15 protein-coding genes are annotated in these 12,769 nt (G+C 65.0%); 5 read left to right on the top strand and 10 right to left on the bottom strand.

Translation table 11 applies throughout. From position 1 onward, the window contains the following. Nucleotides 1-47: 47 nt before the first annotated feature. From FFS72_RS19985 to FFS72_RS19960, 5 genes are all read right to left on the bottom strand, one after another. On the bottom strand, nucleotides 48-671 hold the full coding sequence (locus FFS72_RS19985) for a hypothetical protein (RefSeq protein WP_137875562.1): 624 nt from the start codon (nucleotides 669-671) through the stop codon (nucleotides 48-50). 427 nt (nucleotides 672-1,098) lie between these two features. Next, nucleotides 1,099-1,278, bottom strand: coding sequence for a hypothetical protein (locus tag FFS72_RS19975; RefSeq protein ID WP_137875560.1), 180 nt, complete (start codon nucleotides 1,276-1,278; stop codon nucleotides 1,099-1,101). A 208-nt stretch (nucleotides 1,279-1,486) separates the two neighbouring features. Beyond that, entirely contained in the window at nucleotides 1,487-1,807 is a 321-nt protein-coding gene (locus FFS72_RS19970) for a hypothetical protein (RefSeq protein WP_137875559.1), read from the bottom strand. Between the two features lie 161 nt (nucleotides 1,808-1,968). Further along, nucleotides 1,969-2,352, bottom strand: coding sequence for a hypothetical protein (locus FFS72_RS19965; protein ID WP_137875558.1), 384 nt, complete (start codon nucleotides 2,350-2,352; stop codon nucleotides 1,969-1,971). Between the two features lie 138 nt (nucleotides 2,353-2,490). Continuing rightward, nucleotides 2,491-3,147: a recombinase family protein gene (locus FFS72_RS19960; RefSeq protein WP_137875557.1), complete on the bottom strand. Its 657-nt coding sequence runs from the start codon at nucleotides 3,145-3,147 to the stop codon at nucleotides 2,491-2,493. A gap of 371 nt (nucleotides 3,148-3,518) precedes the next feature. On the opposite strand from FFS72_RS19960, the gene FFS72_RS26670 reads away from it, so the two are divergent. Further along, on the top strand, nucleotides 3,519-4,463 hold the full coding sequence (locus FFS72_RS26670; protein WP_212744377.1) for a recombinase family protein: 945 nt from the start codon (nucleotides 3,519-3,521) through the stop codon (nucleotides 4,461-4,463). Nucleotides 4,464-4,673: 210 nt separating this feature from the next. Then, nucleotides 4,674-5,759 carry a hypothetical protein gene (locus FFS72_RS19950; protein WP_137875556.1) on the top strand — a complete coding sequence of 362 codons (1,086 nt, stop codon included), beginning with the start codon at nucleotides 4,674-4,676 and terminating at the stop codon, nucleotides 5,757-5,759. 9 nt (nucleotides 5,760-5,768) lie between these two features. On the opposite strand, the gene FFS72_RS19945 is transcribed toward FFS72_RS19950, so the two are convergent. The 5 genes from FFS72_RS19945 to FFS72_RS19925 all read right to left on the bottom strand — a co-directional run bounded on the left by FFS72_RS19945 (nucleotide 5,769) and on the right by FFS72_RS19925 (nucleotide 9,373). Then, nucleotides 5,769-6,359, bottom strand: coding sequence for a recombinase family protein (locus tag FFS72_RS19945; RefSeq protein WP_137875602.1), 591 nt, complete (start codon nucleotides 6,357-6,359; stop codon nucleotides 5,769-5,771). Nucleotides 6,360-6,528: 169 nt separating this feature from the next. Further along, entirely contained in the window at nucleotides 6,529-6,918 is a 390-nt protein-coding gene (locus tag FFS72_RS19940; protein WP_137875555.1) for a hypothetical protein, read from the bottom strand. A 36-nt stretch (nucleotides 6,919-6,954) separates the two neighbouring features. Further along, nucleotides 6,955-7,737, bottom strand: coding sequence for a hypothetical protein (locus FFS72_RS19935; RefSeq protein WP_137875554.1), 783 nt, complete (start codon nucleotides 7,735-7,737; stop codon nucleotides 6,955-6,957). 29 nt (nucleotides 7,738-7,766) lie between these two features. Next, nucleotides 7,767-8,963: a helix-turn-helix domain-containing protein gene (locus tag FFS72_RS19930; protein WP_137875553.1), complete on the bottom strand. Its 1,197-nt coding sequence runs from the start codon at nucleotides 8,961-8,963 to the stop codon at nucleotides 7,767-7,769. Between the two features lie 179 nt (nucleotides 8,964-9,142). Next, nucleotides 9,143-9,373 carry a ribbon-helix-helix protein, CopG family gene (locus FFS72_RS19925; protein WP_137875552.1) on the bottom strand — a complete coding sequence of 77 codons (231 nt, stop codon included), beginning with the start codon at nucleotides 9,371-9,373 and terminating at the stop codon, nucleotides 9,143-9,145. Nucleotides 9,374-9,987: 614 nt separating this feature from the next. Between FFS72_RS19925 and FFS72_RS19920 the strand changes: the two genes are divergently transcribed. From FFS72_RS19920 to FFS72_RS19910, 3 genes are all read left to right on the top strand, one after another. Further along, a complete protein-coding gene (locus FFS72_RS19920) occupies nucleotides 9,988-10,932 on the top strand; it encodes a ParA family protein (protein WP_249353419.1) in 945 nt (314 codons plus the stop codon). After that, on the top strand, nucleotides 10,929-11,324 hold the full coding sequence (locus tag FFS72_RS19915) for a ParB family protein (protein WP_249353418.1): 396 nt from the start codon (nucleotides 10,929-10,931) through the stop codon (nucleotides 11,322-11,324). Before FFS72_RS19920 ends, FFS72_RS19915 begins: the two co-directional genes overlap by 4 nt. Before the next feature lie 77 nt (nucleotides 11,325-11,401). Then, complete coding sequence (locus tag FFS72_RS19910; RefSeq protein ID WP_137875551.1) at nucleotides 11,402-12,553, top strand: DUF2637 domain-containing protein; 1,152 nt, start codon at nucleotides 11,402-11,404, stop codon at nucleotides 12,551-12,553. Nucleotides 12,554-12,769 lie beyond the last annotated feature (216 nt).

Below are 12,769 nucleotides of genomic sequence, written 5' to 3'. Positions count from 1 at the left end.
TTCGAGAGATTCGAGGTGATCGCGGGCTTGTGCCCACTCCGCCTGAATCAGAAGGGCAGTTCGGGATCCGCTGGCGGGTTCCGCCGCATCTCGTCCTCGATCAGTTCCGTCAGCTCGTCCACCAGTGGGTCGCGGGATGTCATCGGTACCGGCTGCCGGTCCTCGATCCGCTGGGCGATCAACGCCTTCGCGAGCGACCGGAACCATCCGGGCTTCGCCAGCCAGACCCGCTCGACCACTCTCGTCGCTGCCCGGCTCGGTCGGACGTTCTGGGTGCGCCACCGGTCGGCGTCCTTCGTCTCCCGTGCTCGGTCCCACCTCTCCTCGGTCATCTTGTCGAGAACCGAGTCCAGCGCCTCGCGCTCGGCGATCATCTCCGGGGTCACCTGCGGATACAGCTCGTTGGTCAGCACCAGTTCCCGCGCGGTCCTCCACGCGGTCTCCTTCGCCTGCACCACCTCCGAGTAGAACGCCGCCTGAGGCGCCGGGTTCTGCTGCTCGTATGCCTCCGCCGCTTCCTCCGTCAGCCCTTGGAGTCGCAGTGCCTCCTGGTCGATCTGCTCCTGGTTCGTCGACGGATCGACCCCGATCCACTCGACCAGGATTCGTCGCGTCTCGTCCGCGATCATCACGTCGATCCCCTCGACCTGCTCCAGCATCTGCTCGTCCATCTGTCCCTCCCTGACCATCGGTACGTTCTCCGCCCGTGTTGGCGTTCTCGTCTGCCACGTGACCTCCTCGACTGCGCCCGCCGCGGGCGCAGTTCCCCCCCCAAATGGGACGATTCGTGAGGCCAATTCTACTATCAATCACAGTCAAAAACCATCTATGACCTGCGGTTTTACTGGTTGCCTAGCCACCGCTCAACTATGGCAGTCGAGCCGCTCGTGGGACCGCCGCAGCGGTCGCCAAGATCACCAGGAACGGCACAACCAGCAGTCCCCCAAGTCCGGCGAATATCGCTCGACCGACGCTCCTGTGACGAAGATAGGAGCGGTTGGCGCACAAGATCGCGCACACGGTCGAGACGACGTTGAAGATCAGGAAGACGGCCATTCTGAGCCTCCTTGCTCGGCGGGTGTTAGGCGACCGCGGTCGTTACGCCTCGAACAGCGACAGTTGATCCTTGGCCGCTGCTTCATCGGTGGTCTTCTCATGCTGGCGGGCCATCGCCGCCGCGACCTGCGGTGCGCAACCCAGTTCGCGGCCGACCGCAGCCCAGTCCGCCCCATCGGACCTCATCCTCCATGCGGTGCTCTGCATCTCGACGTCCATCATCTCCGTGCCCGTACCTCTCCTCAGTAGCGTCCTGTCCATATTGCAATATTGCTGTTCGGACAGCAAGTGCGGGCGCCAACTTCATCGATCGTTCGGGAAAAGTAGGGCCAAAGAAGCGGCCAGCCCGCAGGAGAGGCGGGCCGGCCGCGCCTATTGTTGCGGATCTGCTGCGCGAGCGAGCTATTCCGAGGTCAAGGCGCTGGAGCGACTACCAGATTGCGAGCTGCTGACTTGCAGGGCGTGACGCCCTCGTAGCGCGCCTCCGCGGCTGGGCCTGCGGCTGAGGACCGCCGTCATTCCGCACACCGGCGAGGTCGGCGATCGCCGCCTTCACTCGAGCCCGCTGCGCGGCCGCCACGCGGCCGGTCTCGGAATCGCGGGAATCCCATAACTGACGCCACTGTTGCGATCCGGCGGGTGGCGCTCCCAGCACCGCGTCGGTCGCACGCTCGAGAAGTATGTCGATCTTCTCGGCGACGACGTCGGCGGCGTCTGCGATTGCCGCGTGCGGTGGTTCTCCCACGCTCATGCCGGAAGTGTAGGTGCAGACACCGACGACATTGGGGTCACATTGCCTGAGGTCAGCGGCGCGAACCGATCGAATAGCTGGCAGCTTTCAGACCCACTCCCTGCGATGGCGTTCAGCGCCGTGTCGGGGGATGCGACTGCGTCACTCCTGTAGCGAACCTCTCAACATTCGCCGACCTCAGGTTCCTTGCCGATGTGGAGCCGTTCGCGGTCGTACTGGTTGGATCGCTCGACGGCCCTGCGTGCTGCGTCCTCCGATCCCCAGACGTACGCCAAGAACGCGTCGTCGAACCGCGCGCGTTCTGCGGCGCGACTGTCTCGCGCCATCGCATACCGCGTGTAGGGGGTGCGGGCGTGTTGGTTCACCGTCCGCTTACTCATCCCGAGGAGCTTCGCTGTCTCCGACTGGCTGAGGCCGCCCAGAAGGGCGTCCTTCACCAGCGCTGACCCAACGACGTTGTCCTCGAGGAAGCGGAGGTGCTCGACGAGATGTCGAGCGTCCTGGCGGCGCGCGGCGATGTTGGCCGGGTTCAGTGGAGGATGCATCGGGCCAGTATCGCGGTACTCGGCGGATACCGCAATACTGACCGCGCTGCACCCGTCAGCACTCCACCGCCCGGACCACCGGCCCCAATGGATCTCTTAAACGATCGTTTTTGCGACCCATTGGCGCGCGTGTCAGTTTCAGAAGTCGACTGCACTGTCACCTTGCGTTTTGCGGCGTGTGCTGACGGCTTCCGACGTTTGCGTGTCAGAAGTGCCGTGCACGGTTCGGCGCTGGTCCGCCATGTGCATGTTGATGTAGCGGTAGAGAGTGGCACGACTGAAACCGAGGACCTTGGCAATCTCAGCCTTGGGAGTGCCGTCTTCGAGCATCCGTTTGACCTGTCGGGCCTTCTCAGGTGTGACCTTCGGTGGCTGGCCGCCGATCCTCCCCCGCGCGCGGGCGGCCGCCAGTCCGGCGAGTGTGCGTTCCCTGACCAGTTCTCGTTCGAACTCCGCGAGCGCACCGAACACGTGGAAGGTGAAGCGGCCGTTCGGGGTCGATGTGTCGATGCCGTCGGAGATGCTGCGGAGAGAAGCGCCGGCATCCTCGATCCGGCGGACGGTCTCGATCAGGTGGCTCAGTGATCGACCGAGCCGATCGAGCTTCCACACCGCGATCTGGTCACCCGGCCTCAGCGCGTCAAGAACCTTCTCGAGCTCGGGCCGGTCTCGGCGGGCACCGGAGGCTGTCTCTTCCCAGATCCGAAAACAGCCGATCGCCCTCAGCGCGTCCGTCTGTAGATCGACGGACTGATCGGTGGTCGACACCCTCACGTAGCCCAGAATTGCGTTCACGGGCAAGACCGTCTCAGAAACGTCCGACACCTGCCAGCGGGCACCACAGAGCGTGAAACACGTTTCTGAGACACATCACGAATTGGTAACACAATCGGTCGATTCGGGTGAGACGAACTGGTCGACCCCCTCGCGGGCGCCCGGCGGGGCTGCCGGCGCCTGAGGGACGACCGTCTCACGCGACGGTGTCGCAGAATCGGTCGTTACCGCGACCGCCACGTCCGCATCCCGTGCACACCACTGCTGACATCCGTGCAGGCGACTTCTGAAACTGACAGCGCGAGGTGTCTCCGCAGGTAGCGTGAGTCTCGAAACTTGATCTTGAAATCAACGTCTCAAATAGGTCGATTCCATAGTTAGGAGACTCATCAGTGGCGAAGTTCGGCTATGCGCGGGTTTCGACCCGCGATCAGAACCCGGATCATCAGATCGACGCCCTCCTCGCGGCCGGGGTCGACGAGGAACATCTGTTCGTCGACAAGATCTCGGGCAAGCTCGCCTCGCGGCCGCAGCTGGATCTCATGCTGGCCAAGCTTCGTGCCGGCGACGAAGTGGTAGTGACCCGACTCAAACGCATCGGCCGGTCACAGCAGCATCTGCTTGAGCTCGTGCGCTGGTTCGGTGAGCACGACGTCGACTTCGTGGTCCTCGAGCAGGGCATCGACACCTCCACCCCTGGCGGGCGTCTGGTGTTCCACTTTCTGGCGGCGCTCGCCGAGTACGACCGCGAGATGATCGTCGAGGGCACCCGCGACGGACTCGCCGCGGCCCGGGCGCGCGGCCGCGTCGGTGGCCGCCCCCCGGCTTTGAGTCAGATCCAGCTCGATCAGGCGCAGCGTATGTACGACTCCGGCAAGTACACCGTCGACGAGATCGCCGCGGCCTTCAAGGTCGGTCGGGCGACCCTCTACCGGCAGCTCCACGCCTACGGCACCGGTGGGGACTGCGCACTAGTGGTCTATCGCAACACCCACCCCAAGATCGACCCCGACGGCAACCGGCGCTACGGCGAGACCGGGGCGCCAGAAAGCCAGCAGATCGACGCCGACCGCAAATGGTGGAACATCGCCGCCGACCGCAGGCGCCGCCTGCGGGCGATGATCTATGTCGCCGACGGTGTCGTGGTCCGGGTCCGAGCTGTAGACCCCGACGAGAACAGGTGGGGCAAGGACGACGATCGTGGCTACGCCGACGTTGCGGTGAGCGCTCCCCTCACCGACCTCCAGATCGCGACCCAATTCCCAACCCTGGGAATCCGTCTCGGAGATCACCGCCCGCATGTGCGCGGCAAGATCCGCGAGTACGTGTCGCTGTAAGAGAGGCTCGGTGACCACAGTCGATGTCGGCGAGCCCGGCTAAAGTCGCGAGCGCGCGGCCGACGGGGTGCCGCCTGCCCAAGACAAAAACCAGGGGGAACATTGGGAAAGAGCAAGCGCCGCAACTCATCATCTGATCGCAGTGCACCGAAGAAGACCGCTCCCGGGGACCAGTTCCTCCAGGACCGCGCGGTCCGTCAACGCGCTCACATGGCGCTATCGAATCTGCGGCCTGCACAGATGCCGCTGCTGCTCGATGCCCTGGATGCGGCCGCAGCACCGGTCGTCGAGCACCTCGACCGGTACGCGCAGGTGGTTCCTGAACTCGACGCGTTTCGCCGGACCCGGGCCGTTGGCCCGTATCTGTCGAGATGGTGCCAGCTCTCGGGTCTTTCACCCGAGGCGCTACTCGTGCACCGGGAGAACTACTTCGGGTTCGCCGCGGCGAACGACCCGTCGCAGGGCTTCGTCGAAGAAGGGCTCATGAAAGCGATGTACTGCGCGTATCGGTGCACCGCTGGCGCGACCACCGACCGTCATGCGTACTACGCCTCGGAGGAAATGACGGCTCTAGTTCTTGCTGGCAGCGAGACGTCGGCCGAGGTCAGCGTGAGAGTGCACGACCTCCCTTCGCCTTCGGGTGTCGCATATCTCGCCCATGCGGAGACCTCGCTCATGTTGCTGTGGCGTCTCAACGACCTCGTGCTGGAGGTGCAGCTGGTCCGCGCGCGAGGTGTGCAGGAATTCATCGGCCACGACGGCGCACTCCAGGCCGGGTCGGGCTTCCGGTTCATCAATCACGTGTACCTGCCGTTCCTGACTGCGGAGGCGGAGCTGAGTCCGCCGGACAGCGACGAGGTTCCGTGCTTGCGTATGACGGGCGGGTTCTCGCTGAAAGTGTCAGCCGACGACAAGCCCGACGAACGCGAGATCTACACCGGGTGGACTCCCGCCAAGATCCTCGAAGTCTTCATCTCGTTCACCCACATGCTCAGGCAGGGGCCGGGTTTGGTGGAAACGACTGAGGTCGCCGGCGGGAAGGCGCCAGGTGCTCGCCGCCGCCCGTCAACGGTGACGTACGTGACCTACCGGCCGCGGACAGCACGGAGCCGCGACGACGCGGACCAGGCGCCGACCCGCGTCTACTCGAACCGGTGGGTCGTCCGCGGGCACTGGCGGCGGCACTGGTACCCCAGCGAGGAACGGCACCACCCGAAGTGGATTTCGTCCTACATCGCAGGACCGGAGGGTGCTCCGATCAAAACCCGCGACAAGGTCACCATCGTCAGACCGTGACGCATGGGGCTACGTCGTCGGGGTCTTCTGCGCACGGCGAGTGCGCTCGATCTGGAGTTGGGCGTAGACGCTGGAGCGGCTGAGGTCGAACCGCTTCTGCAACTCGGCGACGGACACCTCCCCCGCTTCGTGGAGGTCGTAGATCTGTCGTCGTTGGGCGTCGGTGATCTTGGACTTGCCGCCGGGGTAGCGGCCCGCAGCCTTGGCCTTCTCCCTCGGGCCGGCCAGGCGCAGTTCGTAGATGCCGGCCTCGAACGCGGGGAACAGGCCGACGAGCAGGTCGAAGGCGACTCGGCCGCCCTCGGAGTTGGGGTCGTAGACGGTGCCCGCGATGTTGAGTCGGGCGTGGCGTTCGCGCATCGTCGCTGCGACCTTGCCGAGTTCGGCTGCCGAGCGTGCGAGCCGTTCGGCGCCGGTGACGATCACAGTGTCGCCGGGCGCCAGCGCTGCGAGCATGGCAGCGCGGTGGGGTAGGTCGCGGCGGGTGCCGGTGAGTCCGACATCGATGAACAGGTGATCGCGCGCGGCTCCCAGCGCGACCAGCTTGGTTCGCTGTTCGTCCTCGTCCTGGCCCTGCTCGACCCTCGCGTATCCGGTCATCACACCTGCATCGTAGTACAGGCTGGAACATTGCCATTCGGACACCGAGTGTTCGAATCCCGAGTCAGGTCCGCCACCCCTGGACTGACTTAGCCGCTAGGTCGCAGCGACAGCTTCCCTCCGTCACTCGACCTAGCGGCTACGATGATCGTACCCCACAAAATCGAAACTATGTTCGATCAATGCGGCTGGGTTCGATCGGTTCCAGAGGCTGCGGGTCACGGCCCACGAACGCGGACCGGATCATCGCCGCCTCCGCCCGCAGCTCGTCGGCTGTGCGCCATCCGCCGCCTGCGTCGGGCTGCTCACCGCGATAGCACCTGCGGACGAACTCGATCTTGTACTCGTCGTGAACCTCTTGCAGCTCCTTCGCAGCGGCGATCATGTCCTCCTGGGTGGCCTCGTCGAGTGCCGCCCATTCGTCGGCGAGTTCCTTGGCTCGACGTTCAGCAGCTTCCGCCTCGGAAGTAGCGGCTGCGCTTGATGCCGTTGCGCTGACCAGTCCTCCGGCAGGAAGGGGCGCGCGGCCACGTTTGCGGCGGGTGAGGCGCTTGAACATCTGGGTCTCCTTGATGGTGGTTGTCGGTGCGAGTGGTCAGGTGGTGCGGTGGGTTCCCTCGAGGTAGCCGAGTTGTTCGCGCAGGTCAGCCGCGGCATCTTCGAGGGCATCTGACGTGCTGCGGGCGGAAGCGACAGTGAGATCACTGGCGGCGATGTGCTGATACAGGCTGTCGATGCGGTGCGCGTCGGCTGCGAGGTCGGCGGTGGTTCGCAGATCCTCTGTGAGCCGGTGCACCGTGTCGAGTCTGGTTTCGATCGCGCGTAGAGCTGCGGCACGGTTGACCAGAGCGGCGCGACTGTGCCCGAATGCCGCCTGTCGACGACTCCACTCTTGGTGGGCGTAGGACGTGCCGTCCGAGTGCGGGGGTGGCGCAGGAGTGCTGCCCCGGAGCGTGAGCAGCTCGTGCACGGCTGCGGCGTACGCGTGCAGCTCCATATGGAGGGCGATCACCGATCGCGCACCGACCACAGGCGACTCCCACGCGGGGTGGGCGGCGATCCGGTCGATGATCCCCTCGACCACAGTCAGTAGTCGGGTCTCGTCGCAATCGACGGTCGCCGGCCACTGCAAGGCCGTCATGGCGGCGTCGATGAGCTGTCGCTCACTGGCGGTGAAGGTTGCGGAATCGCCTCGCAACCATCGCTGTCGGGGCAGATCGCTGTAGTCGACAGAGCCGCCGTTTTCCCTGGCCAGTTCTTCGAGTCGACGTTGCATCGCAGAGGGAACCCGCGTCCAGTCCACCAGTCGTGATGTGCGCGGAAGTCGTTGCGGGTAACGCAACTGCTCCCCTACCCATCTTGCAGAGCTGTCGTCCATGCCGTCCCCCTCCAGCCTGCTCGCGGGTGTTAGGCGCTCAAAGCCGGGCGATCGGGATCTGGCAGTTCGGTCCTGAGCGCGTCAGCGACCTTGTAGAACGGTGTCCCGCTGTCGAGTAGTTGACCAGCCCGAGCCCTAACACTTGCGCCGACGATCCCGGCTGTGTGCAGCACACTCATAATGGTGTCCAGGTGGCGGGTACGGGCCTCGACACCCCGATTGAGGGTCGCGGGGCCGGTTGCCGTGCCCGCTGATCGTCGTTGGAGTTTGGGCCGGTTAGCGGCGGTTTCAACCTTACTTGCGGCGCCCGCAGCAGTGAGGCCAGTGGCCGACTCGTTCGTAGCGTGAGCGGCGCCCTGCGCGGCTCGGATGCTGGCGATCGCGGCGTCGACAGCCTTTCCCACCAGAGTTTCCTCGCTGATCCCGAACGTGCTGGTACGAGCCTCGGCGACCTCTCGGATGAAGCGTGAGAACGCAGCGCCCCAGCAACGCCTCCGCTTCGGAGTCCCGGAGTTCATCGTCTCGACGAATACCTCGGCGGCGTGGTCCACATCGACCCCGTACTCCAGCGCGACCGCACGGTTCGCGTTGTTCGGCTCCCACTGCGGATGCAACGGCCGCGGCGACGGTGTGGCCTCCCCTGCTCGATGCTTCGTCTCCTCCGACTTCTCCACATCAGCGACGAACCGGGCGACCGTGTCGGCCGAGATCTTTTCGGAGGTCTTTGAAAGAGAAGGAGGGGAAGGTTCTAGTTCGTGTGCGTTCGAGCGCACCCCCCGGGTGCGCTCCTTCGGCATGACTTCGCTCGGGCTGGTGCGATCGTCTACCTCCTGGGCGATCGCCACCCGCGACGGCCTCAGGTTGACCCGGTAGAGGTTGCTCGTCTGTTCGGTGTGCGTCGCGTCGGCCTTGTCGAGTACCACATCCCCCCAGTTGTGAGGGTCGCGGAAGCGCTTGCGGATGGTGAGCAAGCCGGCTGAGCACAGTTCGGCGAGGTACTTGTCGAGGGTGCGACCCTGCTTGTACTGGAGGCGCTTTGCGAGGGTCGACTTCCGGGCGAATGCCTCCCCGGTCTCCCAGTCGGCGTAGCTGCGGAGGATGGTGTACAGCCATCCCGCCTGCGGGCTCAGATTGTAGGTGCGAGCGATTTGCCAGTCGACCTTCACGAAGCGATCGGATGCCTCGGCTGTCGTGCTGTCACGGTTCGCGGCCGTTGCGGCGGTCATCGATGGTCCTCTCAGATGTGGACGACCGACACACACCCGAACCAAGTAGGCAGGTGCTCAAGCACCCTGTAGCATCAGAGGCGGTAAGGTTCGATGCCACACTTTTCGGGTGTGTGTCTGATCTTTTGTTTTGCCGCAACCCCTCGGTTCGCACCCGGGGGGTTTTGGCATTTCTGGAGCTAGCTCGCCTTCAACGAGCCGAATTCGGTGAGATAGCTGCCAACTGCCTCACGAATGAGCTTCGAGACGGTGAGTCCGGTTTGCTGCGCCAGTGCCTCCAGTTCGGCATCCATGACGTCGGGCAACCGCACGGACCTCCTCGGCGAGATCGCGGTGTTACTCCGTGGGTTGAGGCGACCGTTCGGCCTGATGTGCGGTGCCATCACTCGACGCTGGGTCTGCTCGGTCATGCACTCCCCTCCTTCGTCCCCCGAACTCGTTTTCGTGTGGGGCGACAGTACATCTCCCCACACGAAGAACGTCGGACACTAACTTTGGTGGGCGTGTCGCAGTCCCCGTCTGCCGAGGGAACTTTGGCTTGCGCGTCGCCTGGAAGCCCGCGGGCACATCCTCGCCGTCGACGGTCTCCACTCGTCGCCCCGACGCTCGCGGTGCCGGGCTGGCCATCGCGCCAGGTGCCGGTAGTGCTTGTATTGCTGGCATTGCCAGCGAATCGCGTCCCTATGCACTGCGGTTGCGGAGTCCTTGGACGCGAGCTCGCCGACGGTTCTTTACTGTCATTGCCTGCATTGCAGGCAGGTTGCGGTTGTGCGTGCGTTGCGCGGACCATTGCGAGCGTTGCGCAATACGGCTGCAACCGGGCACTAAAGTAATGCAAGCAATGCTGCCCAAGGCTCCGGGCCGACACGGTGCAAGTAATGCTTGCATTGCGGGGATTGCTGGTAACCTCGGCCCAATGCTGGCATTGCCAGCAACGCCGGCAATGCCAGCCGGAGGAAGCCGCAACACATCTATTGCTGTTAATGCCAGCATTGAAAGCGACCACGTCGGGAAGGAGTGAGAGATGATGAGCGCCCGCACAACAGCATCCCCTCGTCGCAATGCCGAGGTATTGCGCCGGGTCATTGCCGTCACCAACGGCAAGGGGGGAGTGTTCAAGACGACGCTCGCCGCCAATATCGGTGGCCTGCTGGCCGCGTCCGAGTACAAGGTATTGATCGTCGACCTCGACCCGCAGGGCAACCTCGCGGAGGATCTTGGCTACACCGGCACCGACGTAGACGACGAAGGCCGCAACCTCGCGCAGGCGTTGGCGTTCGGCGAGCCTCTCTCGCCCCTGCGGGACGTTCGACCCAACCTCGACGTTGCGGCCGGCGGCGCGCATCTCGAGACTGCCACCGCCGCTTTGACCTCGCGTTCTTCGAAAGACCCTGTTGGGGCACGACTCTCGCTCGCAATGGCACTAGCGCCCATTGCGGAGCAGTACGACATGATCTTGCTCGACTGCCCGCCCGGGGATGAGACGTTGCAGACCGCGGCGGCAGCTGCGGCGCGCTGGTTGCTGATCCCGGTCAAGACAGATGCGTCGAGTCGCAAAGGCATGGCGGCGGTTGTGAGCCGACTCAACGCGGTAATTGACGACAACAAGGAACTTGACCTGCTCGGAGTTGTGCTGACCGGTGTCGGAACGTCCGCGACGACTGTCCAGAAGCGAGCCCGCAACGCCATTGCGGAGGCATTCGGAGGCAGCATCGACGTGGTATTCGACAAGACTGTCCGGCACTCCGAGGCTACGGCTCAAGCAACCCGTGAGCGTGGACTGCTCGTGCACGAACTCGACGAGTTCGTGCGCAACGGTCCGAAGTGGTACGAGGTGTTGCGAGGCGACGCCGAAGCGCAGAACCTCGCGCCCCAGTCTTCAGCATCCGTTGCCGACGACCTGGTGGGGGTAGCCGAGGAAGTAGTCCGCCGGATCACTGCGGCGGAGACAGAGGAGGCCGCATCGTGAGTGAGCCGCAGCGTGCCATCACCGGCTTGCCACGCCGATCGACCGGTGGTGCGCGGCCTGTGACCGGCGATCTGTCGGCGTTGCGGGCGAAGAACCGCAACGCTGCAACGGAGCCGCAACAGCCCGCCGCGGGGGCAACTGAGCCGCAGCAGGCCGAGAAGAAGCAGAGCAACAAGCCGATGACGACCTACGTTTCGCCGGACGTACTGACGCAGGCTCGGCTCGCATTCCGGGCCACCCGCACAGTCGAATCCGACCGAAACTGGTCGCACTTCGTGGAGAAGGCCCTCGCCGCCGAGACTCAGCGACGGGCTGCACTCCACAACAATCACGCCTCGTTCGCGGGGGAGGACGCCCCGTTGTCCCCTGGTCGGCCTCTCGCCGACGACTAACAGACAAGGGAGGCCCCCACCGTTGCGCCGGCAGGGGCCTCGACGACCGGGAACACCCTGAAAGGAAAGCCCCGATCATGAACGACCTTAGTCGCAACGCCGACCGCATTCCGTTCGCTGGCCCGCCCAAGCGCCGCCTGGTCAAGCGGACCCCCAAGCCCGAAACCTCGGCGCCGACCGGCTCCCACCCCACCGTGTCTGGCGGGGCCAAGGTGCCAGTGTTCGACGCCCTCATCACCTACGCGCTCGCCGCGATCGGCCTGTGGATCTCCTACACGGCGCTGGCCGACCTCGCGCTCCGCGCTGGCCTCGGACACTGGCAGGCCGCAGCATGGCCGCTGATCGTCGACGGACTGATCCTCGTGGCGACCCGGTCGGTGTTCACCTTCGGCGAGCACCCCGCGAAGCGATACGCATGGCGATTGCTCATCGCGGCGGCCGCGGTGTCGATCGCAGGGAACGCGGCACACATTCTGCTTCCGCCCGGGAAGGTCCACCCGTTCATCGCACTCGGTGTCGGTATCGTGCCGCCGGTGGTGACGCTCGCTGTGACACACCTGGTGATGGTGCGGGCGAGGGTGCGGCGCGAGCAGGACGCTGCCGTCGCGGACGCTTCCGCTGGCGTTGCGGGAATGCCACGCAACACGGTTGGCATCACCTCTGACGAGGTGCTCGACGACTTCGAGCCCGCCTCATCCCCGGCCGGCGACGCAGTCATCGGTCGGCCGATCGACACCCGTGAGTCGATGATGCCCACGAACGATAGCGTCGCCGTTGCCCAGGTTCTGGCGCATGGTGCGGACCCCGCACTGGCCGAGACCGAGTTGCGCAACGCCATTGCGGACCCGGCACCGGTCGAGACTGAGGTGCGCAACGCCATTGTGCCCGTTGCAGCGCCAAGCGCGGTTGCTGAGGATGTCGACTTGGGGGAGGGGCCGGAGCAGACCGTCGAGGCACTGCTCCGGTTCATCGACCAGGCACCCGAACTCGACGACGAGGTCCGTGAAACCGCGCGCTTGAAGATTGTCAGGGGGCTGTCGTTCGCGGCCATCGCCAAGAAGACCGACGCAAAAGCGCCCAGCACCGCCATGCGCCGCTACCGGAAAGCCGAGGAAGCCGCGCTGAACGCAGGATTCAAGATCCCGCCCCTGCCGGACACTTCCGAGAACGTCGTCGAAGACGACCAGCACTCGCGCCGCGACGAGGCGATGGCGCTGGTGGCGCAGTGACCCCCGGGGCCGTGCTCACGGGCGCGGCCCCCAGGTCACCCAGATGCCCGCCTAAGCGGCCGGGACCTGGCCGGCTCGAACCAGGCAGGTTGTTGTGACCTTCTGCACAATCGAACCAACCGTTCATTTCGTGAGCAATAGAATCTATGGATTCAGCAGGTTATGCGTTGCGCTCCCCTTTGGGAGGAGGTGGGCCGACGCCAGGGGGGTGCGGTC

This window comes from Rhodococcus sp. Q (assembly GCF_005503035.1).
GTDB lineage: Bacteria > Actinomycetota > Actinomycetes > Mycobacteriales > Mycobacteriaceae > Rhodococcus_G.
The sequence above is the reverse complement of the archived record's forward strand: the minus strand, read 5'-3'. Positions and strand labels throughout refer to the sequence as shown.

What these genes read in the sequence shown, in the direction of transcription:
- FFS72_RS19985 (WP_137875562.1), bottom strand. Translation starts at nt 671, where the DNA reads ATGGACGAGCAGATGCTGGAGCAGGTCGAGGGGATCGACGTGATGATC.
- FFS72_RS19975 (WP_137875560.1), bottom strand. Translation starts at nt 1,278, where the DNA reads ATGATGGACGTCGAGATGCAGAGCACCGCATGGAGGATGAGGTCCGAT.
- FFS72_RS19970 (WP_137875559.1), bottom strand. Translation starts at nt 1,807, where the DNA reads ATGAGCGTGGGAGAACCACCGCACGCGGCAATCGCAGACGCCGCCGAC.
- FFS72_RS19965 (WP_137875558.1), bottom strand. Translation starts at nt 2,352, where the DNA reads ATGCATCCTCCACTGAACCCGGCCAACATCGCCGCGCGCCGCCAGGAC.
- FFS72_RS19950 (WP_137875556.1), top strand. Translation starts at nt 4,674, where the DNA reads ATGGCGCTATCGAATCTGCGGCCTGCACAGATGCCGCTGCTGCTCGAT.
- FFS72_RS19945 (WP_137875602.1), bottom strand. Translation starts at nt 6,359, where the DNA reads ATGACCGGATACGCGAGGGTCGAGCAGGGCCAGGACGAGGACGAACAG.
- FFS72_RS19940 (WP_137875555.1), bottom strand. Translation starts at nt 6,918, where the DNA reads ATGTTCAAGCGCCTCACCCGCCGCAAACGTGGCCGCGCGCCCCTTCCT.
- FFS72_RS19935 (WP_137875554.1), bottom strand. Translation starts at nt 7,737, where the DNA reads ATGGACGACAGCTCTGCAAGATGGGTAGGGGAGCAGTTGCGTTACCCG.
- FFS72_RS19930 (WP_137875553.1), bottom strand. Translation starts at nt 8,963, where the DNA reads ATGACCGCCGCAACGGCCGCGAACCGTGACAGCACGACAGCCGAGGCA.
- FFS72_RS19925 (WP_137875552.1), bottom strand. Translation starts at nt 9,373, where the DNA reads ATGACCGAGCAGACCCAGCGTCGAGTGATGGCACCGCACATCAGGCCG.
- FFS72_RS19920 (WP_249353419.1), top strand. Translation starts at nt 9,988, where the DNA reads ATGATGAGCGCCCGCACAACAGCATCCCCTCGTCGCAATGCCGAGGTA.
- FFS72_RS19910 (WP_137875551.1), top strand. Translation starts at nt 11,402, where the DNA reads ATGAACGACCTTAGTCGCAACGCCGACCGCATTCCGTTCGCTGGCCCG.